This window comes from Flavobacterium shii (assembly GCF_025847235.1).
GTDB lineage: Bacteria > Bacteroidota > Bacteroidia > Flavobacteriales > Flavobacteriaceae > Flavobacterium > Flavobacterium shii.
In genome coordinates this window covers 70708-93500 of sequence record NZ_JAOZEW010000007.1, presented here as the reverse complement: position 1 = coordinate 93500, position 22793 = coordinate 70708, and the positions used below count along the sequence as shown (strand labels likewise).

Annotated in this window: 16 protein-coding genes; 6 read left to right on the top strand and 10 right to left on the bottom strand. The window is 33.1% G+C overall.

Annotated features, from left to right (window positions below):
- Nucleotides 1–8 precede the first annotated feature (8 nt).
- From OIU83_RS08650 to OIU83_RS08640, 3 genes are read right to left on the bottom strand one after another with little or no spacing between them, the layout of a single operon-like run.
- Nucleotides 9–3101 (bottom strand): SusC/RagA family TonB-linked outer membrane protein, encoded by a 3093-nt coding sequence (locus OIU83_RS08650; protein WP_264205852.1) that lies wholly within the window; start codon nucleotides 3099–3101, stop codon nucleotides 9–11.
- A gap of 47 nt (nucleotides 3102–3148) precedes the next feature.
- Nucleotides 3149–4471: a xylose isomerase gene (gene xylA / locus OIU83_RS08645; protein WP_264205851.1), complete on the bottom strand. Its 1323-nt coding sequence runs from the start codon at nucleotides 4469–4471 to the stop codon at nucleotides 3149–3151.
- A complete protein-coding gene (locus OIU83_RS08640; protein WP_264205850.1) occupies nucleotides 4471–5961 on the bottom strand; it encodes a xylulokinase in 1491 nt (496 codons plus the stop codon). Before OIU83_RS08640 ends, xylA begins: the two co-directional genes overlap by 1 nt.
- 389 nt (nucleotides 5962–6350) lie before the next feature.
- Here OIU83_RS08640 and OIU83_RS08635 point away from each other — a divergent pair, with 389 nt between their 5' ends.
- From OIU83_RS08635 to OIU83_RS08620, 4 genes are all read left to right on the top strand, one after another.
- Nucleotides 6351–7067, top strand: a complete 717-nt coding sequence (locus OIU83_RS08635) for an NUDIX hydrolase (RefSeq protein WP_264205849.1) — start codon at nucleotides 6351–6353, stop codon at nucleotides 7065–7067.
- A 209-nt stretch (nucleotides 7068–7276) separates the two neighbouring features.
- A complete protein-coding gene (gene lepA, locus OIU83_RS08630; RefSeq protein WP_264205848.1) occupies nucleotides 7277–9073 on the top strand; it encodes a translation elongation factor 4 in 1797 nt (598 codons plus the stop codon).
- Between the two features lie 254 nt (nucleotides 9074–9327).
- The gene (locus OIU83_RS08625) at nucleotides 9328–9957 is read left to right on the top strand and encodes a porin family protein (protein ID WP_264205847.1); all 630 of its coding nucleotides are present in this window, start codon (nucleotides 9328–9330) and stop codon (nucleotides 9955–9957) included.
- 223 nt (nucleotides 9958–10180) lie between these two features.
- Nucleotides 10181–11140, top strand: coding sequence for a helix-turn-helix transcriptional regulator (locus tag OIU83_RS08620; RefSeq protein WP_264205846.1), 960 nt, complete (start codon nucleotides 10181–10183; stop codon nucleotides 11138–11140).
- Between the two features lie 42 nt (nucleotides 11141–11182).
- Here the strand turns inward: OIU83_RS08620 and OIU83_RS08615 are convergent, their stop codons facing one another.
- Nucleotides 11183–11662, bottom strand: a complete 480-nt coding sequence (locus OIU83_RS08615) for a DinB family protein (RefSeq protein WP_264205845.1) — start codon at nucleotides 11660–11662, stop codon at nucleotides 11183–11185.
- A 305-nt stretch (nucleotides 11663–11967) separates the two neighbouring features.
- Between OIU83_RS08615 and thiL the strand changes: the two genes are divergently transcribed.
- The gene (gene thiL, locus OIU83_RS08610) at nucleotides 11968–13014 is read left to right on the top strand and encodes a thiamine-phosphate kinase (RefSeq protein ID WP_264205844.1); all 1047 of its coding nucleotides are present in this window, start codon (nucleotides 11968–11970) and stop codon (nucleotides 13012–13014) included.
- A 54-nt stretch (nucleotides 13015–13068) separates the two neighbouring features.
- Here the strand turns inward: thiL and OIU83_RS08605 are convergent, their stop codons facing one another.
- The 5 genes from OIU83_RS08605 to OIU83_RS08585 all read right to left on the bottom strand — a co-directional run bounded on the left by OIU83_RS08605 (nucleotide 13069) and on the right by OIU83_RS08585 (nucleotide 19139).
- Nucleotides 13069–13740 (bottom strand): response regulator, encoded by a 672-nt coding sequence (locus tag OIU83_RS08605; RefSeq protein ID WP_264205843.1) that lies wholly within the window; start codon nucleotides 13738–13740, stop codon nucleotides 13069–13071.
- Nucleotides 13741–13750: 10 nt separating this feature from the next.
- Nucleotides 13751–15811 carry a tetratricopeptide repeat-containing sensor histidine kinase gene (locus tag OIU83_RS08600; RefSeq protein ID WP_264205842.1) on the bottom strand — a complete coding sequence of 687 codons (2061 nt, stop codon included), beginning with the start codon at nucleotides 15809–15811 and terminating at the stop codon, nucleotides 13751–13753.
- 98 nt (nucleotides 15812–15909) lie between these two features.
- Complete coding sequence (locus OIU83_RS08595; RefSeq protein ID WP_264205841.1) at nucleotides 15910–16239, bottom strand: 3-oxoacyl-ACP reductase; 330 nt, start codon at nucleotides 16237–16239, stop codon at nucleotides 15910–15912.
- 174 nt (nucleotides 16240–16413) lie between these two features.
- A complete protein-coding gene (locus OIU83_RS08590; RefSeq protein WP_264205840.1) occupies nucleotides 16414–17229 on the bottom strand; it encodes a LytR/AlgR family response regulator transcription factor in 816 nt (271 codons plus the stop codon).
- 368 nt (nucleotides 17230–17597) lie between these two features.
- Entirely contained in the window at nucleotides 17598–19139 is a 1542-nt protein-coding gene (locus OIU83_RS08585) for a glycine--tRNA ligase (RefSeq protein ID WP_264205839.1), read from the bottom strand.
- A 98-nt stretch (nucleotides 19140–19237) separates the two neighbouring features.
- On the opposite strand from OIU83_RS08585, the gene OIU83_RS08580 reads away from it, so the two are divergent.
- A complete protein-coding gene (locus OIU83_RS08580) occupies nucleotides 19238–19921 on the top strand; it encodes a ComF family protein (protein WP_264205838.1) in 684 nt (227 codons plus the stop codon).
- Nucleotides 19922–19937: 16 nt separating this feature from the next.
- On the opposite strand, the gene OIU83_RS08575 is transcribed toward OIU83_RS08580, so the two are convergent.
- A complete protein-coding gene (locus OIU83_RS08575) occupies nucleotides 19938–22607 on the bottom strand; it encodes a reprolysin-like metallopeptidase (protein ID WP_264205837.1) in 2670 nt (889 codons plus the stop codon).
- Nucleotides 22608–22793: the final 186 nt, after the last annotated feature.

Below are 22793 nucleotides of genomic sequence, written 5' to 3'. Positions count from 1 at the left end.
GATTCGATTTAAAAGTTAACATTAAGCCCCATCATGTAGGTTCTTGGCTGTGGATAATATCCAATATCAATTCCTCTTGCCCAGGATTGGTTTGTATTTCCAAATCCAATTTCCGGATCCATTCCTTTATATTTCGTGAAAGTGAATAAGTTGTTTGCACTAACATAAAGTCTGAATCTTGTAAATGCACTCATTTTTGTTGACAGCTTTGTTAAATCACAACCGATTGTAGCACTTTTAATTCTGAAAAAACTTCCGTCTTGTACATACAAATCCGAAAACTTCGAGTAATTTCCATTTGCATCTGCTGTTGAGGTAACTCTTGGTATTTTGTTTGAACTACCTTCTGTAGTCCATCTGTCTAAAATTGCAGTTGTATAATTACTAAATCCACGCTCGTTTGAACGAACTCCAAAAACATTGTCTACACCGGCAACTCCGTATGTATAAACCGAAACATCAAATGCTTTATAAGTCACTTCAAAGCTTACCCCGTAATTGTAGTCCGGATTTGGATTTCCTATTTTAGTTTTATCTTTAGCATCAATTACACCATCTCCATTTAAATCCACAAAACGAACATCTCCTGGTTGTGCATTTGGCTGAGCCGAAGTAAGCTCTGAAGTATTTTGGAAAATTCCATTTGTTTTATAACCATAGAAATATCCTATTGGTTGCCCTACTTCTACGCGATTCATTTCATCTATACCCTGAAACAATAAATTTGAATCTCCGTGAATTACACCTTCGCTATTAGCAATACGTAGTACTTCATTCTTATTATATGAAACATTTCCGTTTACAGAAAAACCCCAGTTTTCTCCAAACTTCGTTCTATATCCTAATCCTACTTCAAAACCTTTATTGCTTATATCTCCTCCATTTATATAAGGAGCATCGGCACCGGCAATTTCTGGAACAGAAGCTTGTACCAACCAATCTTTGGTTTTTTTATCATAATAGTCAAGAGACAAAGTAAAGCTCTTAAATAATGTTAAGTCAATACCCAAATCCGTTTGCTCTGAAGTTTCCCATTTTAAATCCGGATTACTTAATGCATTTGGACTTGCTCCTGTTACTAATTTCTCTCCATCCCCTGTACCAAAATGGTAGTTTTTATCATATGAACTAATCGTAGACATATAAGCAAATCGTTGTGCAAACTGGTCATTACCATTTTGTCCCCAGCTTGCTCTTAATTTTACACTATTTACAACCCCTTCTTTAGGGAAGAAATTTTCATTGGATATATTCCATCCAGCAGAAAAAGCAGGGAAATAGGCATATTTATTATTTGCTCCAAACTCCGATGAACCATCTCGTCTTAACGTAGCAGTAAATAAATATTTGTTATCATAGTCATATAACAAACGTCCAAAATAAGATTGCAAACTATAATCTGTACGTCCGCCAGAAACAGTATTCGCAGTCTGATCGGTTGCATTACTTAAATAGGCATGTTCAAAATCATCAAAAATCAAATTTCTACCAGTACCACTCATATTCTCATACACGTTTTTCTTTGCAGAAGTTCCCAACAATACATCAAAATGGTGTACATCGGCAAGAGAAGCCTTATATTGAATTGTGTTTTCCCATAACCACCCCGTTCCTTTGGTTGAATTTTGCGTTACAGATGATACATTATTATTATCAACATTAGAAAGAGTATATACTGGTCTAAATGAACGATAGCTACTATCGGTCATGTCTACCCCAAAACTGGTTCTGAATGTGAAGTTTTTTAAGAATTTGGCTTCTAAGAAAATATTTCCCACATAACGATTTACTTTACTCTCATTGAAGTTGTTATAATAAAGAGATCCTAAAGGATTACTGATATCGGCACTAATAATAGAATGTGCAAAATCTCCATTGGCATCATACGCAGCATCAATTGGTGCTGCATTAAGGAAACTTCTTATGCTATTACTATAGATTCCATCATCCGAAACTCCTTTGCTTTTTACATTTGATAAAGTAAAGTTTTCTCCAATTTTTAAATGGTTTTTAACTAATTCAGTCGTTGTATTTACATTAAATGTTATACGATCATATTGTGATTGATTATTCTGCCCCCCTATAAGTCCTTCCTGCCCATAATAGGATATTCCTGTAGCGTAAACTGTTTTTGCATCTCCTCCTGCAACTGTTAATGAATAGTTTTGCTTTACAGCACCATCATTAACCAAATCTTTTTGCCAGTCATGATTAGGTAAATTCGCTAATTGTTGTTGGGTATATAATGGCGTAAGACCCGAGTTTACTCTTGCCTCATTCATTATAACTCCATATTCCTGAGTATTTAATAAATCTAATTTTTTGTATAGATGTTGAAATCCGGTGTAGCTATTAAACGATACATCCATTTTCCCATCTCTTCCTTTTTTGGTTGTCACCAAAATAACACCGTTTGCAGCTCTGGCTCCATAAATAGAAGCCGCAGATGCATCTTTAAGTACATCGACTCTCTCAATAGATGATGGGTCAAGATATCCGATACCGTTGTCCACAACAACACCATCCACTACATAAAGTGGAGAGCTATTTCCCACCGTACCAACTCCACGAATGTTCACTACCATTCCTGCCCCCGGTTGTCCAGAAGTAGCTGCGATAGAAACCCCAGTAGTTTGTCCTTGCAATGCTCCTGTAACATCTATACTTGAAACTTGTTGAATATCTTTACCACTAACTACAGAAGTTGCAGCAGTAGAAACTTTCTTTTTCTGGGTTCCATAACCGATTACTACAATTTCTTTAAGTTCAGCCGATTCCGTTTCTAGTGAAACATTAATTACTGTTTGATTAGATATTGTTATTCTTTGCGTTTTATATCCAATAAAGCTAATTTTCAAAACATCCCCGGATTTTACATCCAGTTTGAAAAATCCATCAAAATCTGAAGATGTACCGCTCTTGGTACCCTCTACATTAACACTTGCTCCGGGAACACCCATGCCATCACTAGCCGAAGTTATTTTCCCGCTTACAGTACGTGTTTGCTGTTGAGCAAAACCCGACTGTATCATAAATACGCTTAACAATAGCGCCACATAAAATGAGCGAATTGTTGGTGTAATACAATAGTTGATTTTCATAATAATTAAGAATTGGTTAATTTATAGTTAGTAATCTTTTTAATAAACTAATAGGCGTTGGCCAAAATTTGTTCAAATAATTCTTGTCTACCACTAATCGGTTGAGGTTCTCCACTTGCACGAGCTATTGTACTAAGATCTTCCAACGTAAGCTCTCCTTTTTCATACCTAGCACCATTACCATTATCAAATGATCCATAACGCTTTGTGCGCAACTTTTTATAATCTGTGTTTTGTAAAATATGATCTGCACATATTAATCCTCTTGCAAAAACATCCATTCCGGCGATATGAGCAATGAATTTATCTTCTAAATCAATTGAGTTTCTACGAACTTTGGCATCAAAATTTACTCCTCCGCCTTTAATTCCTCCACCTTCAAGGATAACCAACATAGCTTGTGTAACTTCCTGAAGATTAATTGGGAATTGGTCTGTATCCCAACCATTTTGGTAATCTCCACGGTTTGCATCAATACTTCCAAGCATTCCTGCATCTACTGCAACTTGTAATTCATGTTCAAAAGAATGCCCTGCAAGAGTTGCGTGATTTACTTCCAGATTTAATTTAAAATCATCCTGAAGTCCGTATTTATTAATAAATCCTAATGAAGTAGCAGCATCATAATCATATTGATGTTTAGTAGGTTCCATAGGTTTTGGTTCGATAAGGAAAGTTCCTTTAAAACCTTGCTTGCGTGCATAATCTTTACAAATCGTTAAAAATTGTCCCAAGTGATCTAATTCTCTTTTCATATCTGTATTCAAGAGACTCATATATCCTTCACGACCTCCCCAAAAAACATAATTTTCTCCACCTAAAGCTATTGTAGCATCGAGAGCAATTTTTGCCTGAGCACCGGCATAAGCAACTACATCAAAATTTGGATTTGTAGATGCACCATTCATATAACGAGGATTACTAAACAAGTTAGAAGTTCCCCATAATAATTTTATCCCCGATTCTTGTTGTTTCTGTTTTGCATATTCAACCATTGTTTGCAAACGGTTTTCGAATTCGCCCAAAGTTGGTGCTTCATCCACAACATCTATATCATGAAAACAATAGTATGGCAATCCTAATTTGGTCATGAATTCAAAAGCAGCATCCATTTTATCCTTAGCTCTTAAAATTGCATTTTCATTCTTATCCCAAGCAAATGTTTCTGTTGATGCTCCAAAAGGATCTCCGCCCGTATTACATAGTGTATGCCAATAAGCCATAGAAAAACGTAAATGCTCTTTGAGTGTTTTTCCTGCTACTATACGATTTTCGTCATACCATTTAAAAGCTAGAGGATTATCACTTTCTCTACCTTCAAATTTTATTGTGTCGATGTTTTTAAAATAAGATTGTTTAGTTGTACTCATTATAGTTGTTCTGTTTTAATATGATTTTTCCATTCTTGATATATCTCCTGATATTGTTCTGTAAGCATTTTATCTGGTTCGACTCGTTCGATGCATTTTAAACCTTGAAAAGCTTCGTCAAGCGAACTATAAAATCCATACCCAAAAGCTGCTCCTCTTGCAGCTCCTTCGGCACCGGAAGTATTGTATAATTCTAAAGTTGTTTGTGTTGTATTGGTGAAGATTTCTCTAAAAACCGGGCTTAAAAATAAGTTTGCATTCCCTGCTCTCACTATTTCACCAGATGCACCTACCGATTTCATTACATCAAAACCATAATTCATGGCAAACACGATTCCCTCGCAAGCCGATCGAACTAAATGTGATGATTGATGTATATTGAAGTTTAAATTCTGAATCCCGGAAGTTGCTTTTTTATTATTAAAAATACGTTCTACACCATTTCCAAAAGGGTAAAAACGAAGTCCTTCGCTTCCTGCTCCAACTTTTGCAGCTTCGGCATTTAAGGTTTCATAACCTATTAAATCTGGTCTGCTAACCGACATAATTTTGCGAAGCCATTGGTATAAAATTCCAGAGCCATTAATACACAACATCACCCCGTTATGTTTTTCTGTTTCTGAATTATTTACATGTAAAAATGTATTTATGCGATTCTCTTTGTCATAAACATCGTGATTACTTACAGCATAAACTACTGCCGAAGTTCCTGCTGTAGTTGCAATTTCTCCCGGTTTTAAAACATTTAATGACAAAGCATTGTTTGGTTGATCGCCGGCACGGTAAGTTATTTTTGTATTTGGATCTAATCCCAATTCCTGAGCTACTTCTGGGTGAATTGTAGCCTGATATCCAAAATTTGGAACTATTTCGGGAATCATTTTTTCAGATAATCCCATTTCTTGAAGTATTTCGGTAGCCAAAGCTCCTTTTTGAAAATTCCAAAGTGCCGCTTCCGATAATCCTGAAGTACTTATTTGTGCAACTCTGGAAAGTTTTGCAGCAATAAAATCGCCCGGAAGCATCATGTAAGCAGCTTTTTCAAAAACATGTGGCTGATTTTCTTTAACCCATTTTAATTTTGAGGCTGTAAAATTTCCCGGACTTCCTAAAATTTGCTTTTGACAATTTTCATGACCTATTTTATCATATGTTTCGTCTCCGATACTTGCTGCACGACTGTCACACCAAATGATTGAAGAACGAACCGAATTAAAATTTTCATCTGTTAAAACTAATCCGTGCATTTGGTAGGCAATCCCAATTCCTGCTATTTTTTTTAAGTCTACTTCTACTCCTAATTTCTGTATTCCGTCTTTAACATATTGCCACCAGAATTCAGGATCTTGTTCTGCCCAACCAAATTTTGGAGCCTCAATAAGCATTTCAAAATCAGGAACTGTTACTGCACAAACAGTAATTCCTTTTTCGGGATCTAATGCCGATAATTTTATTGATGAGCTTCCTAAATCAATTCCTAAAAAAAACATTTGCTTTATTTTATTAATTATGAAATTTCTATTTTTAAACTAAACGTCAAACAAACCATAAGCTTATGGTTACTTTGACTACAAGTGTAAAACATTTTTTCATATTAACAAAATATTATGTAAAAAAATTTCTAATTCATATTTAAATAGCACTAATATTATACATATAACAACAAAACAAAAAATAAATAGTAATAGTAGTTTTACAAAATATTCAATTATAATACTGACTATCAAATATTTGAATTATTCACCTATAAAATGCCCATTATTTGATGATTTAACAATCAACTGGTTACCTTTTATTTAATCATTTTAAAAAAAATATCACAAATTATAACTCTGGTTGTCTATTTTATTTATTTATTTTGTAAAAACTTTCTGTGATTATGGGTAAAGATGTAGATAGCGAAACAGTTGCAAAAAACGAACAATCGGTAATGAATGCAATTACCATTGACTGTGTCATATTTGGTTTTGATAAAGGAAGCCTTGAAGTACTATTAGTGCAACATGCCGAAGGTATTAGTAAAGGAAAATGGGGATTACCCGGAGGTTGGATTCATAAAAAAGAAAGCACCGATAATGCTGCCCATCGTTTATTAAATGAACTTACAGGACTTGATAATATCTATCTGGAACAATTAAAAGCATTTGGAGATCCGGATCGTTTCCCGCTTCGACGCGTTATTACCATAGGATATTATGCCTTGGTAAAAAGAGAAGACTATAATATTAAAGCTGGTTTTACAGCAGCTGATGCCAAGTGGTATAAGATTAATGAAATTCCGGATCTTATATACGATCACAATGAAATTCTTAGTTTCAGTTTACAACATTTGCGAAATCGCGTACGCCAAGCACCTATAGGATTTAATCTTTTGCCCGAAAAATTTACACTTTTGCAATTAATGCATCTATATGAAGAAATTCTGGGGGTTGAAATGGACAAATCAAATTTTAGAAGAAAAATACTTCACATGAAATTATTGCTTGCACTTGATGAAAAGCAACAAGATGTGTCGCACAGAGCCGCAAAACTATATAAATTTGACTCGAAAATTTACGAGAAGCTAACGCAAAAAGGCTTTAATTTCGAGTTTTAAAATCTTTATTAAACGGTACTCAATTCCATAAAAAAGAGCCTTATTCATCTTTTATTTCTTAAAGATTCAACAATAATACATCTAGATTCTAGAATCCAAAAGTTTGCATTATCTTTGCCGATTAATGAAGAGAGGATATGGCTTTGCTGTACTACAGATTCGCAACCTAAAATTATTTAAACTCGTATAGAGAATTGATATAAAAGAAAATGAAAAATATACGTAACTTTTGCATTATTGCACACATTGATCACGGAAAAAGTACACTTGCCGACCGCTTGTTAGGTGCAACACAAACCGTTACCGCACGTGAAGAAAAGGCACAATTGCTTGACAATATGGACTTGGAACGTGAGCGTGGTATTACTATAAAAAGTCATGCCATCCAGATGGAATACACTTATAAAGGAGAAGAATACATCCTTAATTTAATTGATACTCCTGGACACGTAGATTTTTCATACGAAGTTTCGCGATCTATTGCAGCTTGCGAAGGTGCGCTTTTAATTGTTGATGCTGCACAAAGCATTCAGGCGCAAACAATTTCAAATTTATATTTGGCTTTAGAAAATGACCTGGAAATTATTCCAATTTTAAATAAAGTCGATTTACCAAGTGCAAATCCTGAAGAAGTAAGCGATGATATCGTAGACTTATTAGGATGTAAACTAGAAGAAATCATCCATGCCTCTGGTAAAACCGGTTTGGGTGTTGAAAATATTTTGGCAGCAATTATCGAAAGAATTCCTCCTCCAAAAGGTAATATTGATGAGCCATTACAAGCTTTAATTTTTGATTCTCATTACAATCCATTTCGTGGAATTGAAGTTATTTTCCGTGTGAAAAACGGACAGATAAAAAAAGGTCAAAAGATTAAATTTATGGCAACTGGCAATGAATATTTTGCCGATGAAATTGGAACTTTAAAACTTAATCAAGTACCCAAAAGTGTAATTTCTGCAGGTGATGTTGGCTATTTGATTTCTGGTATTAAAGAAGCCAAAGAAGTAAAGGTTGGAGATACTTTAACCGATGCCAAAACACCTACAACCAATATGATTACTGGTTTTGAAGACGTAAAACCAATGGTATTTGCCGGAATTTATCCTGTAGATACTGAGGATTATGAAGAATTACGTAACTCGATGGAAAAATTACAATTGAACGATGCTTCTCTTGTATTTTTACCAGAAAGCTCGGCTGCTTTAGGATTTGGTTTCCGTTGTGGATTCTTAGGAATGCTACACATGGAGATTATCCAGGAAAGATTAGAACGTGAGTTTAATATGACTGTAATTACTACAGTTCCTAACGTTTCTTACCTTGCTTATACCAAAAAAGAACCAACAGTAGGATTTGTAGTGAATAATCCTACAGATTTGCCGGAACCATCAAAATTAGATCACGTAGAAGAGCCATATATAAAAGCTACCATTATCACCAAATCTGATTTTGTGGGTAATGTTATGTCATTGTGTATCGAAAAACGTGGATTGATTACCAACCAAACATATTTGACAACCGAAAGAGTAGAATTAACTTTTGATATGCCTCTTGCCGAAATTGTATTTGATTTTTACGATCGTTTAAAAACAGTTTCAAAAGGATATGCTTCGTTTGATTACGCACCAATTGGAATGAGAACTTCAAGCTTAGTAAAAGTAGATATTTTATTAAATGCTACTATTGTTGATGCTTTGTCTTCTTTAATTCACGTAGATAATGCGTATCACATCGGTAAAAAAATGTGTGAGAAATTGAAAGAATTAATTCCACGTCAGCAATTTGATATTCCTATTCAAGCTGCAATTGGTGTTAAAGTGATCTCTCGTGAAACCATAAAAGCACTTCGTAAAGATGTTACTGCAAAATGTTATGGTGGAGATATTTCGCGTAAGCGTAAACTTCTTGAAAAACAGAAAAAAGGTAAAAAACGTATGCGTCAGGTAGGAAACGTAGAGATTCCTCAAGAAGCATTTATGGCCGTTTTAAAATTGAATGACTAGTTCTTTTTAAAAAAATAAAAGAAAAATAATAGAATACAGACTAACCCAATAACTATCGTTATTGGGTTTTTTATTTTACTTTTTTTAAAGTAACACTATCAACAAAATAACGCTAAATAACTACTTATCAATACATTATTTTTAACACTCTAAATAATTTCTTACGTTGTTAACGTATTATTTGTAAGTTTTTGTTTATTTTTACATAATGATTAAATTATCATCCTTTATTTAATAACTTAAAAGCAATCATTATGAAAACAAAAATTACAGTGCTACTAGCATTATTTACATTATGCTTTGCAAATGCACAACAGAAAGAAGTAGACCAAGAAGTTAACTCTGCTAAAGGAGTACGGCTCGAAAAAGGGAACATGTTTATTGAGGGAGGAGTATCAGTTAGTACTGTAAAAGATGATTCAAACTCATTTTCCATAAACCCAAAATTTGGATATCTTCTTGCTGACAATTTAGCTATCGGATTAGACTTGGATGTATCTGGATCCACAGTAGACAAAGGCACCCCTTTAGAAAGAAAAAACAATGGATTTGGTATTGGAGCATTTGCCAGATACTATTTCTTAGAATTGGATTCTAGGCGTCTTAAAGTATTTGGGGAAGCAGGTTTAGGATATAGTCATGTTAAAACTGAGGTGTCAAATGTAGACGACACAACGAATGGAATTAAGGCAAATATAACAGTGGGGTTAAATTATTTCTTTACCAAGAAATGGGCAGCTACATTTACTTTGGCAGACATCTTAACGTACAATAATGCGAATCCTGAAAATGGATCATCATCTAGTAGCTTTGAGCTAAACATCAACTTGTTTAATAACATTTTTGCACAACCTAAATTTGGATTACTTTATAAATTTCAATAATCGTTTAGTATACAAAAAATAAAATATAGAAAAGCCCAATAACTATCGTTATTGGGCTTTGAACATACTACATAGATTCAGTTGCGAAGACGCACTGCTATGCGCCTCTACGCAAACTATTTCTACAATCCATTCAATAAAAGGCATCCCTTTTATTTCATGCTTTCAACAAATAAAATTAACCTTTGTATCTTTACCACTCAAAACCCTTCAACCTAAAAAAATGCTCGATGAAACCCCTAAGCGATTTGACCGTATTGTCGCGATTCTTATTCAATTACAGTCAAAAAAGATTGTAAAAGCACAAGAATTAGCCAATCGTTTCGAAGTAAGCCTAAGAACTATTTATCGTGACATTCGTACTCTAGAAGCATCCGGAGTTCCTATATATAGTGAAGCTGGCGTTGGTTATGCTTTAATGGAAGGTTATCGTTTACCTCCTGTAATGTTTACCCGAGAAGAAGCCAGTAGCTTTATTGCTGCCGAAAAACTCATGCAAAAATTCATCGATAAAGCTCTGGGAAATCATTATGCTTCGGCTATGTACAAATTAAAAGCGGTACTTAAAAGCGATGATAAAGATTGGGTTTCGACAATCGAATCTAATGTTTTAATGCAATCTGCAGAAAAGCTATTTAATGATAAATCACCAAATACATTAGCCATACTCTTTGAAAGTATTGCCGAGAAAATACAAGTTATTCTTTCTTATCAAACTTTCAATTCAGACGATATTATCGAAAGAAACATTGAGCCTGTTGGAATTTTTCACGATCACAACAATTGGTATGTTATAGGATATTGCCATTTGCGAAGTGATTACCGTCAGTTTAGAACCGATCGAGTTCATGGAATTAAGAAAACAGAAAAGTGTTTTACATTAGAGCATGATTCACTAGAAACTTACTTAAACAAAGGGGAAGCTTTCCCTACAACAAAAGTTAAAATTCTTGTGGATAAAAAAATAGCCAAATACCTTTCATTCGAACAAAAATATCATGGCTTCATTTCTGAGAAAGAAATAGATGGTCAAATTGAAATGACTTTTATGTCACGAGATATTGAGCAGGGTTTTTCTCGTTGGTATTTAATGTTTGGAGATTATGCAAAGATATTAGAACCCGAAAGATTAAAACATCGCGTTCTGGAATTATTGGAATTAAACAAAAATAGACTACTATAAAAAAACTCCTAAGATGAAATTTCATCTTAGGAGTTTTAGTAATTATCTTTCCCAGAAAAAAGGAGGTTCAATACCCAAAGCACGCAAATAAACGTACCCTTGACCTCTGTGATGTACTTCATTATCTATAAAATACAGGATGTTCTGAACAATCGGAAATTCATATTGCCCGAATAAATTAAAGTTTTCATTAAAATCTTCTATAGTCAATTTTTCCCAATATTGATTAATCTCATCTGTAGATTCATCCCATTTTTGAAGATATTGCGCTTTAAAGATTAATTTTTCTTCTCCTTCTTTAAAAGGCTGACTTTCTCTTTCTACAATACTTTTTAAAGCTGGTGCAGCAATGGCCAAAAGCTCATCTGTTAATTTTGAAAAAGAACGCATACCACCGATAGAAAATTCAAAAAAATCTTTCTCCGGAAAGGCTTCAATCACATGACGTGTCAATGCACGATGCCCTTGCCAATGTTTTAATAAATCTTCTGGAGTAATAACTTGTGCTGCTAGTGTTTTCATAATTTTAAAGGTTTGATTTTTTATTACTTCAAAAGTAAACTGAGCTCGTGACAACAGTTTGTCAGTAGTGTTTTTATTTTTCAAAAATATTTCAAAAATAAAAAACAAACTACTAAAATACAGCGACATAGAAACATTCAATATAAAACTTTTGTTTAAGTAAGCTATATATTTAAATAAAAAACTGACTAACAAAGCAAATTTCGCCTAGAACAAATCACTCTAATAAATGGGCTTCTTTTTAATTAGTCAAAACCTTTACATCTTTGTACCTTTGCATCTAAGAAATTTAGTATCGTAACAAAATGATTGAAGATAAAAACCCACAACGTACCAGCATAGCACAATTAGGTGAATTTGGCCTAATTGAGCACTTAACACGAAACTTTGATGTTAAACAAGAATCTACATTTAAAAGTATTGGCGACGATGCAGCTGTACTAGATTTTAAAGATAAAAAAGTAGTTGTTTCTACAGATTTATTAATCGAAGGTGTACATTTTGATTTAGCTTACATGCCTTTAAAACATTTAGGCTACAAAGCAGTGGTCGTAAATGTGTCAGACATTTGTGCCATGAACGCTAAGCCCACGCAAATAACCGTTTCTGTTGCCGTTTCTAATCGTTTTCCACTAGAAGCCCTTGAAGAATTATTTGCAGGAATAAATCATGCTGCCACAGAATATAACATAGATGTAATAGGCGGAGATACTACTTCTTCCCAAAAAGGATTAATCATTAGTATCACAGCAATTGGTGAAGCCGATGAAAATGAAATTGTATATAGAAATGGTGCTAAAGAGACCGATTTACTGGTAGTAACCGGCGATATTGGTGCTGCCTATATGGGATTACAAGTTTTAGAAAGAGAAAAACAAGTTTTTCAGGTAAACCCTAATTCTCAACCTGATTTGGATGCTTATACATATTTAATAGAGCGTCAATTAAAACCTGAAGCCCGTAAAGATGTACGTACATTATTACATGCTCTGGAAGTTAAACCAACATCTATGATCGATATTTCTGATGGATTATCTTCGGAAATTATTCATTTGTGCAAACAATCAAAAGTAGGCTGTAATTTATATGAAGATAAATTACCCCTAGATCCACAATTTATCAATGTTTGTGAAGAGTTTAATATAGACAGTACAACTGTGGCTATAAATGGTGGCGAAGATTATGAATTACTATTTACTATTGCCATGGACGATTTTGAAAAAATAAAAGCAAATCCAAATTTCTCAATTATTGGTCATATGACACAAGAAAGTGAAGGCATTCATTTGGTAACACGTGCCAATACCAAAATTGCTTTAAAAGCCAGAGGATGGGACGCTTTAAGCGAATAGATTTTATACAAAAAAAGACATCTCTTCAGATGTCTTTTTTTGTATTTATATTTTCTATATCAATTTTTTACTTTTGGCTACTTTTACCAAATCATCATCCATCCCGGTTTTTATATTGAGTAATTCTTTCAAATTTACGATCCTTCTTATTATTGCTTTTAATGAAATCGGAATATAATGCGGTATCTCGTCTATTTTAGTTCCTTTGGATAAATGAAAAAGAATCTGTTCATCAAACTGATCTATTTCTATTGAATCTTTTGGAGACTTCTTCAACATCTCTACCACCGACTGGCTATAATAAGTGTGGTTTTTCATTACTTTATCAAAAGCATATAACAATTCATCAAATGTTAAATCATTTTTTATAACTAACCCACTAGGATTAATTGTTCTAATGATTGTTTTTATCTTGAGTAATTCGGTGTACATGGTTAGCAAAATTATTTTACAATTTGGCATATGATCCATGATTAATTTTGCCAAATCTTCTCCCGAATATATTTCCTTTTCTTCGTAAGCAGGCATGCTAATATCTAAAAATGCAACATCAAAATCTGCAGTTCCAGGATCCATAATCACTTCGTAACCAGACTTACAATCTTTGGCCTGCATGATTTCAAAATCATAATCCTTAGGATTATATCTTGTAATTGCATTTTTATATCCTTCGATTATAAAAGGATGATCATCGACTATTAATATATTGTTTTTAATAATTTCCACGGTAGCTTTATCAATTGTTATTATGTTGTAAGTTTATTTTTTGATCAATCGGAATTTTAATTTCTATAATAGTCCCATTTATTTTATTCGATTTAATGTCAACCGTTCCATTGCACTCTTTGGTTCGATAGAAAATGTTTTGCAAACCTATTCCTTTTTTTGCTCTATTTACATTAAATCCTACTCCATCATCACTTATTGATAAAGACAAATAATTTATTTCATTTTTAAGCTCGACTTTTATTGTCTTTGCCTTTGCATATTTATTACAGTTTTGTAATGCCTCCTGAATAATTCTATACAAGTTTATTTTAATCGTATTATTTATCAATTCCCATTTAATACTCGAATCTATGCTCGAAATTAATTCTGAGTCAAAAGTAACTCTTTGATTCTCTAGTAATTTATCAAGAATAGCAACAAAATTATTAATCAACTCAGATTTTTCTTTATTCAAATCATGTGAGATTTCACGAATATCTTGCTCAATCTCTCTTAAATCCGATAAATATTTTTTGCGTTTTACTGCTGCTGTCGCATCATCCAATTTATCCAGGCTATCTAAACTTATCCTAATTCCAAACATCCTGCCCAAAATTCCATCATGTAAATCCTGAGCTACTTTGTTTTTCTCTTTAATCCTGCTTGCCTCAATTGCATTTTGCTGTGAAATCATCAAATTATAAATATCTTCATTGGCAATCTGTTGTTGTTGCTTAAAAAGAAGCTCTCTGTTCTTCGCCTTTTGTATCATATAAACATAAACAAAGAATCCCAATAAAGCACAGATACTAAAAACGTATATCAATGTCCTATTCTGGATATTTAAACTCGTATTTTCATCTTTTATTTCATTAGTTTCATATTCTATTCGGGAAAATTTCTCTCCCATCTTTCTTTCGGCTTTTTGTGCTTTTTCATTTATCTGTATATATTCTTTCGAATAAACTGATGCATTTGTTGGATCTACAACTGCTATTTGCTTAAGTGTCTCAAGTCTATTTGTTAATCTATTCGAATTCCGGGATAACTTAAGTGCTTCTTTAGCATATTGCAACGCCTTAAGAGTATCTTTTTTGTAGGCAAAATACTCAGACAAATATATTTTACTAGATACGACTCCTGGTATCAGACCTAAACTATCCCTAATTTTTAAAGCTTTATAAAACAGGTCTGGAAGTCCTTCAGACTCATTCAGCTTAAATTTAGCGTAAGCCAAATTATTACACAATATAGCATATAATGTAAGCCTTTCTTTAAATAAGTTTTTTTGTTCTACCCCCTTTTCAAAATATTTTTTTGCTTCTTTATAATTATGCATACTTAAATAAACAAAGCCAATATTATTTAGCGAAGTAGCTTTTAACTGAAGATCTAATGGGATAGATTTATTATCTTCAAGAATAACCAAAGCCTTATTATTAAATTCCAACGCCTTGTCATATTCTTCTCGTTCATTGTATAATATCCCTAAAAGATTGTAGGAATCATACAGTAAATTATCTGTTTTTTTCAGACGTTTCAAAAGCCGCAACGCTTTAAAAACCATTATTTCACTCTCAAAAAAATCACTTACGTTATATTGCAGAGTTGCCTTACTCAAAAAAGTTTTGGCAAGATTGTAGTCATCGTTGATCCGGATATATAATTTCTCTGCCTTATTATAATTCATAAAAGCACTATCAGGAACTGTTTTAAAACCATAATAGTCCCCTAAATAAGTATAGGCTTTGGCCATATTAACCGTATCATGGTTACTTTTTGATCGTTCTAGTATGAATTTGGATGTTTCCCTATATGCATTCCAATCACTCATATTGTAATACCGATTGGCAACTTTAAATAAATTTACTCTATTAAGAGAATCATCTTTCAAGTTGATAATTATATCGAATGCTTTTTTATTATATTCTTGTTTAGACTTAAATGACACGTTGATATCATTTGCCGATGACAAATAAAAGGACAAACTATCTACAGAGGGAGCCATATAATTATCGACAATGCTTTTCTTGGTACAGCCAAAAAAAACAACCAATAAAAACAATAGTATATAGTAGTTATTTTTCAATATAATTTTTGAGTTTTATCAAAAATACTAAAACTATAGACATAAAAAAAGGCTGTTAAAAAATTAACAGCCTTTTTTTTATATAAATTATTAGTGTTCTAGTCTTGTTTTCTTCCCCCTCCTGCTGCACCACCATCAATAGGTTGTCTGTAACTGTTCGTTGCAGATAAATCTGCGCTATAAATATCTTGTTTTCTTCCTCCTCCTGCTGCACCACCATCAATAGGTTGTCTATAACTGTTCGTTGTAGATAAATCTGCCATATAACCATTATCTTGTTTTCTTCCTCCTCCTGCTGCGCCACCATCAATAGGTGCTATTATCTCATTTTGTGAATTTAATGAACTATTTGTAGTTTCTGGAGTAGTAAAAGAAGTTGCTACTAATACTAAAGATAATAATGTAATTGTTGCGATTGATTTTTTCATGATAAGGGGTACTTTATGTTAGTGTTTTTTTTACGTTTTAATGATCGCTTCTTGCTAAATCATGGTGTAAAATTAGTACTGTTATCCCCTGCTCAGGTCAATAAAACCGCATATATGGTAGAATGTATTCGTACAATAGTGTACGTAGGTCAAATGCGTGTAAACACTTAACTTCTAGACCTCTATATAGTACCCCTTGGCAAACTCGGCAATTATTATCTCTATATTTTTCTTATAAGTTTTAGAAAAAGGAAGCTTTTTTAAAGAATTTTTTATGTAACACACTGAGTTTCCAGTATGTATCCTTGCTATATAATTTCGGTTAATGATATAACTGTTGTGTATACGTATAAAGGGGTGTAATAAAATGGCTTCAAAATACTTCAAAGTCTTAAAAGCCGTTATCATTTCGCCTGTATTTAAATATATATCCGTCGAATTATTATCTGCCTGAATGTACATGATATCCTTAGCCTGAATGTATCGATAATCTCCATATGATTTAACACACAATACTAGTGCCTGACTTACGTTTTGTAATTCTTTAACATCTATTTTAGAAGATTCTTCATAATCCAAAATAGTTTGCTTAGTAATTAAGCTGACTTCGTGATTTGGTTTATTTAATTTTAAAATAGTTTTAAGCACATCTTTCCGTTCCAGCGGTTTTAATAAATAATCTATCACTCCATGCTTAATTGCATCAAAGGCTAAATCTTTTTTTACCGTAGTAACAATAATCTTGGGTACTATTCGCAAAAAGCGATGCAATTCGTTAACAAACATTAACGAAAGATTACTTGTACTGTTCTCTGGATCAATTTCCAAAAAAATAAGATTCGGGCAATATTCCAAAACAAGATTCAATCCTTGTTGATATGTATTGGCGCTGGCAACAAAAATAAGCTCTGAAAAACTATCGGCTATTTCCTTGGTTTTTAGAACACTTTCTTGATTATCATCAATAATAATGTATGAATAATTTTTCAATCCTTTTGTTGATTTAGTGGTATTATTTAACGACATTGTAAAGCCAACCGATAATTATCTGCAAATTTATCTTTTATAATATATTTTCAACAACAAAAACTTGTTTTCAGTTTTAATTAAGCAACCAAAATTACATATTTACCTTTTTTAAACATTTCATTGTTAACATATTTTCAACAAATGTTAACATATAAAGATGAAATGCAAATATATCCGATGAAGTACACAAAATAAAACTTCTATTAACATTTTATCTGTATTTTTTTCATGTTTAAAAAAGAAAAACAGACTTAAACCAAAAAAGCTCCTCAATTTACATGAGAAGCTTTTTTATATTTAAACATCAATTTAATAATTTGATCGCTTTTTTACATTTTCATTAACCAGTTTTTCATAGAAACCTCGTTTTCAATGATTGATTTCAAATCGGCAATAGCAACACGATCTTGTTTCATCGTATCTCTATGACGAATTGTTACTGTTTGATCTTCGATAGTCTGGTGATCTACAGTAATACAAAATGGAGTTCCTAATGCATCCTGTCTTCTGTAACGTCTTCCTACTGCATCTTTCTCATCATAAGAAACGTTGAAATCCCATTTTAAATCTTCGATGATTTTCTTAGAAATTTCTGGTAATCCATCTTTCTTCACCAATGGTAAAACTGCAGCTTTTGTCGGAGCCAAAACAGCTGGCAATTTCAAGACTGTCCTTGTCGAACCATCTTCCAAAGTTTCTTCTTTTAATGAAGTAGCAAAAACTGCCAAGAACATTCTGTCCAATCCTACTGAAGTTTCTACTACGTAGGGAACATAATTTTGATTTAATTCTGCATCAAAATACTGTAGTTTTCTACCAGAAAATTGCTCATGGGCTTTTAAATCAAAATCGGTACGGGAATGAATTCCTTCTAATTCTTTAAATCCAAAAGGAAAATTAAATTCAATATCGGCAGCAGCATTAGCATAGTGCGCTAACTTTTCATGATCATGAAAACGGTAATTTTCTTTTCCTAATCCTAAAGATAAATGCCAATTTAAACGTGTCGTTTTCCAGTGTTCGTACCATTGCATTTCTTCTCCTGGGCGTACAAAAAATTGCATTTCCATTTGTTCAAATTCACGCATACGGAAAATAAATTGTCTTGCAACAATTTCGTTTCTAAATGCTTTACCTGTTTGTGCAATTCCAAAAGGAACTTTCATTCGTCCGGATTTTTGTACATTTAAAAAATTCACAAAAATACCCTGAGCTGTTTCTGGTCTTAAATACAAGTCCATTGCAGAATCGGCTGAAGCACCTAGTTTAGTACCAAACATTAAATTAAACTGACGTACTTCTGTCCAGTTTCTAGAACCTGTTTCCGGATCAGCAATTTCCAGTTCTTCGATTAATGCTTTAACATCTTCTAAATCTCCATTACCTAAAGAGCGTCCTAGACGTTCTCTAATTTCTTTTTCTTTTGCTAAATATTCAATTACTCTGGCATTTGTAGTTACAAATTCCTGCTCATTGAATGCGTCTCCAAAACGAGCACTCGCTTTTTCGATTTCTTTTTTAGCTTTTAGATTTAGCTTTTCAGCATAGTCTTCTACCAGAACATCTGCTCTATATCTTTTTTTAGAATCTTTGTTATCTATTAATGGATCATTAAATGCGTCTACGTGGCCTGAGGCTTTCCAAGTTGTAGGATGCATTAATATCGCAGCATCAAGTCCAACGATATTCTCGTTCATTTGAACCATCGATTTCCACCAATATTCGCGTATGTTCTTCTTTAATTCTACTCCGTTTTGCGCATAATCATATACTGCACTTAAACCATCGTATATTTCGCTTGACGGAAAAATAAATCCGTACTCTTTTGCGTGCGAAACTACATTCTTAAATAAATCTTCTTGTTTTGCCATAGTAATGCAAAAATATAAAAAGTACCATTAAAAAAAAGAAAAATTACAAAGATTGAAGAATTCATTTTCATATTTTTGTAAATAAAACCTTTCTATTTGTGTTTAATCATATAATTAACCTGTTTTTTCCAAAAGCCTGTGCAGGATGCCACTCGTTTTTAATGGCAAATGAAGCTATAATTTGTACTTCTTGCAGACACGAAATGCCTCTTACGCAATATTATTTGAATCCAGAAAATGAAGCTTTCAAAAAATTTTACGGAAAAATTGAAGTCGAACACGTTTCTGCTTTTTTATATTTTAATAAAAAAGGAATCGTACAAGAACTTATTCATAATTTAAAATACAAAGGGCATCAAAATATTGGTACTATGTTCGGAGAATGGCATGCCGAAGATTTAAAAGTTTTAGACTTAGCTGTACCTTTTGACATGGTAATTCCTGTTCCATTACATCGCAAAAAATACAATGAAAGAGGTTATAATCAGGTAGCTACTTTTGGCATTGCTCTTTCGACTGGTCTAAATATTGATTATAACGATACGCTCTTATTTAGATCCAAATATTCCAAAACTCAATCTAAGAAAAATCTTTTGGGAAGATCTGAAGATTTAAAAGAAATATTTGATGTTTCCTTTACAGAAAAAGACCATAACAAACATTTCTTACTTATCGATGATGTAATTACAACTGGAGCAACACTAGAAGTTTGCTCACGTGCATTACTTAAAATCCCTGGCGCCAAAATAAGTATTGTTTGTATGACAATGGCGCACTCCTAAAGTGCTTCTTTTATATTTATTCAAAAGCCACCTTTTTTACCATTTTTCTATCTCCATCATAAATAACCAAGAAATAGACTCCTGTTTCTACACGATTATTTAATAGAATGTTTTGCTTAAAATTTGGCATACTATCATATGAATTACGGTAAATCTCTTTACCCGCATCGTTATATATAAAAACTCTAACTCCTGTAGTTGATTCACATTTAAAAGCAATAACAAAATCTCCTTTGTTTGGATTAGGCGAAGCGATAAGGTCTTTTACCTGAACAACGTCTTCTGTTTGCAAAGTATATTCTTTGGTGCAAATCTCTATCGAAGCCGAATCTAATTTTCCATCCTTTCCTACATAAGCATCTCTTACCTTAAGTGTCCAGGTTCCTGTTGAATCTTCATTATTAAAAATACTCAACAAATCTGTTGGGGTTACAGTTTGCAAAGTCGACATAGAACAATTCAACGAATCTCCCAGATCATCATATTTCAACAACAAACTTCCACTCGTATCTCCACAATTTCTATTAAACAATCTCACCGATGTTCCTTGTGGGTTTACTATTTGCATCTCCACATCAGAAAATCTTGTATGTGTTAATCCAACAGATACATTTACATCCGAAACAATTCCAGTTCCAGCTGGCACAGTAATGGTTCTGGTTGTATATGCTAATGCATTTGGTATTGCAAAACCCGCATTAAAAGGATAAATAGTACATGAAGAAACAACTTTGTAGCCTATCGCAAATGACTTACTGTTTACAGCATAATATATATTTGCCGTAGGCTCAATTAAAATTCTACAATTTGTAGCTGTTACATCCTCTGGTACGGCTACAGTTTGCGAACCATCATTTGGAGTATTAGCGGCCAAAACAATAGGAAATGTCAAACCTCCATCTATCGAAAGTTTTATGTTTACATTAGCAGACCCTGCCAGTGTGTTGGTGTTTTTTACATCCCAGGTTACTATTTGACTTGTTCCATGAAGCCATCCCACATCATCCGTATTTTGAGATGTTACTACAAATGGACCAACTTTACTACTCACATTAACAATCATCTCATCAGTGTTTGTTTGCGCAGTACCTGCAGCAGCATTATCACGTCCTGTTAATGTAAAATGCAATGTTCTGGCAATTGATGGAACCGACTCCCAAGTTGATGATAACTTCCCCGAAAGGACAATATCAAAATCCGGCATATAACGAATAGGTGAACTTGACGGACGAATTGATCTGAATAAAGGCCCATCTGGTTTTGAAGGAACAGCTAAACTATTAGCTCCTGATGTAGTAATAGCCGAATCGTTTTCTTCCCAACAATAACTAACCGAATCGCCATCGGGATCAGAACCTGTACCTTTTAACACGAAAGCTGTACTATATGGAATTGTATAATCGGCACCTGCATTAATTACAGGAGGATTATTTGTTAAAGCTATATTGACTGGGCAAGATTTTGTAGCCAGATTATCCTGAATTTGTAAAATACTAACATATGCAAAATAATCATCAGAGTTGTCTTGAATATCATAATCACCTGTAATTCCAGCATATCCCATAATTGTAGATCCACTGCCTGGTTCTACATTAACTCCTGTACCTTCTATAGCATAAGAAAAAGTATGATTTCCTCCTAATTGATGCCCCAGTTCATGTGCTACAAAATCAATATCGAAAGTATCTCCTTGTGGTTTTCTATCAGATGGAGATGTATAGCCACTTCCTTTGGAAAAATCTACACATACACATCCAACACATCCAGCATCTCCACCACCTCCGGATGCACCAAATAAATGTCCAATATCATATGCATTCTCCCCTATAACATTTGTTAAAGTAGTTTGAACTTGCTGATTCCATTCTCCTTTTACTCCAGCAGCAGCATCCGAATAAGGATCTGTTGCTGCATTTGTATAAATAACTGCATCATTATTAGCAATTATAATTAATTTTAAAGCTAAATCTTTATTAAAAACTCCATTAACTCTTGTCATTGTAGCATTCATTGCCGCCAAAGCATCTCCCTTTGTACCACCAAAATAAGCCGCATACTCACCAGTACAAGAAAGCGCTAATCGCATTGTTTTAAATACTTTATTGTTAGCCGCAATTTTGGCTGTTTTTTTTATTAAGTCCTGGTTTAGTGCTACATCTTTTGTCTTACAAGTTAAAGGTAAACTTGCTTTATCTCTACTCTTGGCAGTAAACAATACATACTCACTAGTATTTGCAGTAATTGGTTCTATAAATTCGGAAGCATTATCGGCTCTTAAAACCATTGTTTGAATTCCCAAAGGAGAAACACTAAAATGGATTTTTGCGTTTTTATCCTTAACACTTATTCCTTCATAAGCCCTAATATCTGGGTATTTTGCTTGTAATTCGGGTTCAAAATTAGAAGATTCCCAAACAGTATATTTTTCAAAAGTACCTTCCATATTAGGAATTGTAATTTCGACTGTGTTTCTTTTATCTGTTCTAAGCTGAATTTTTGCAAGTTTTTCTTTTAAAAAAACCTCATCCAACTTATAAATAATCTTTCCCCTGTCATCAGAATCTATACTTTCTCTTCCTGTAACCGAGGTAGTATTTTGACTAACTTTTTTCCATAATTCATTACTTTGAGCCTGAATTCCAACAGAACTGAATATAATTAACAAAAGAAGTATAGTTTTTTTCATGTCTAGAAATATTTAAAATTCAAAATTAAATTAATTAAATCTAATAAAAAGATTTAATCGTTAAGTAATTGCATAAAATCGTCAAATAAAAGTATTTTTACAAAAAGATTACTATCTATTAAAAAATCAATTCTTCTTATTATTAGATTTAAAATAGATACTATAAATTTGCATCATCTTAAACTA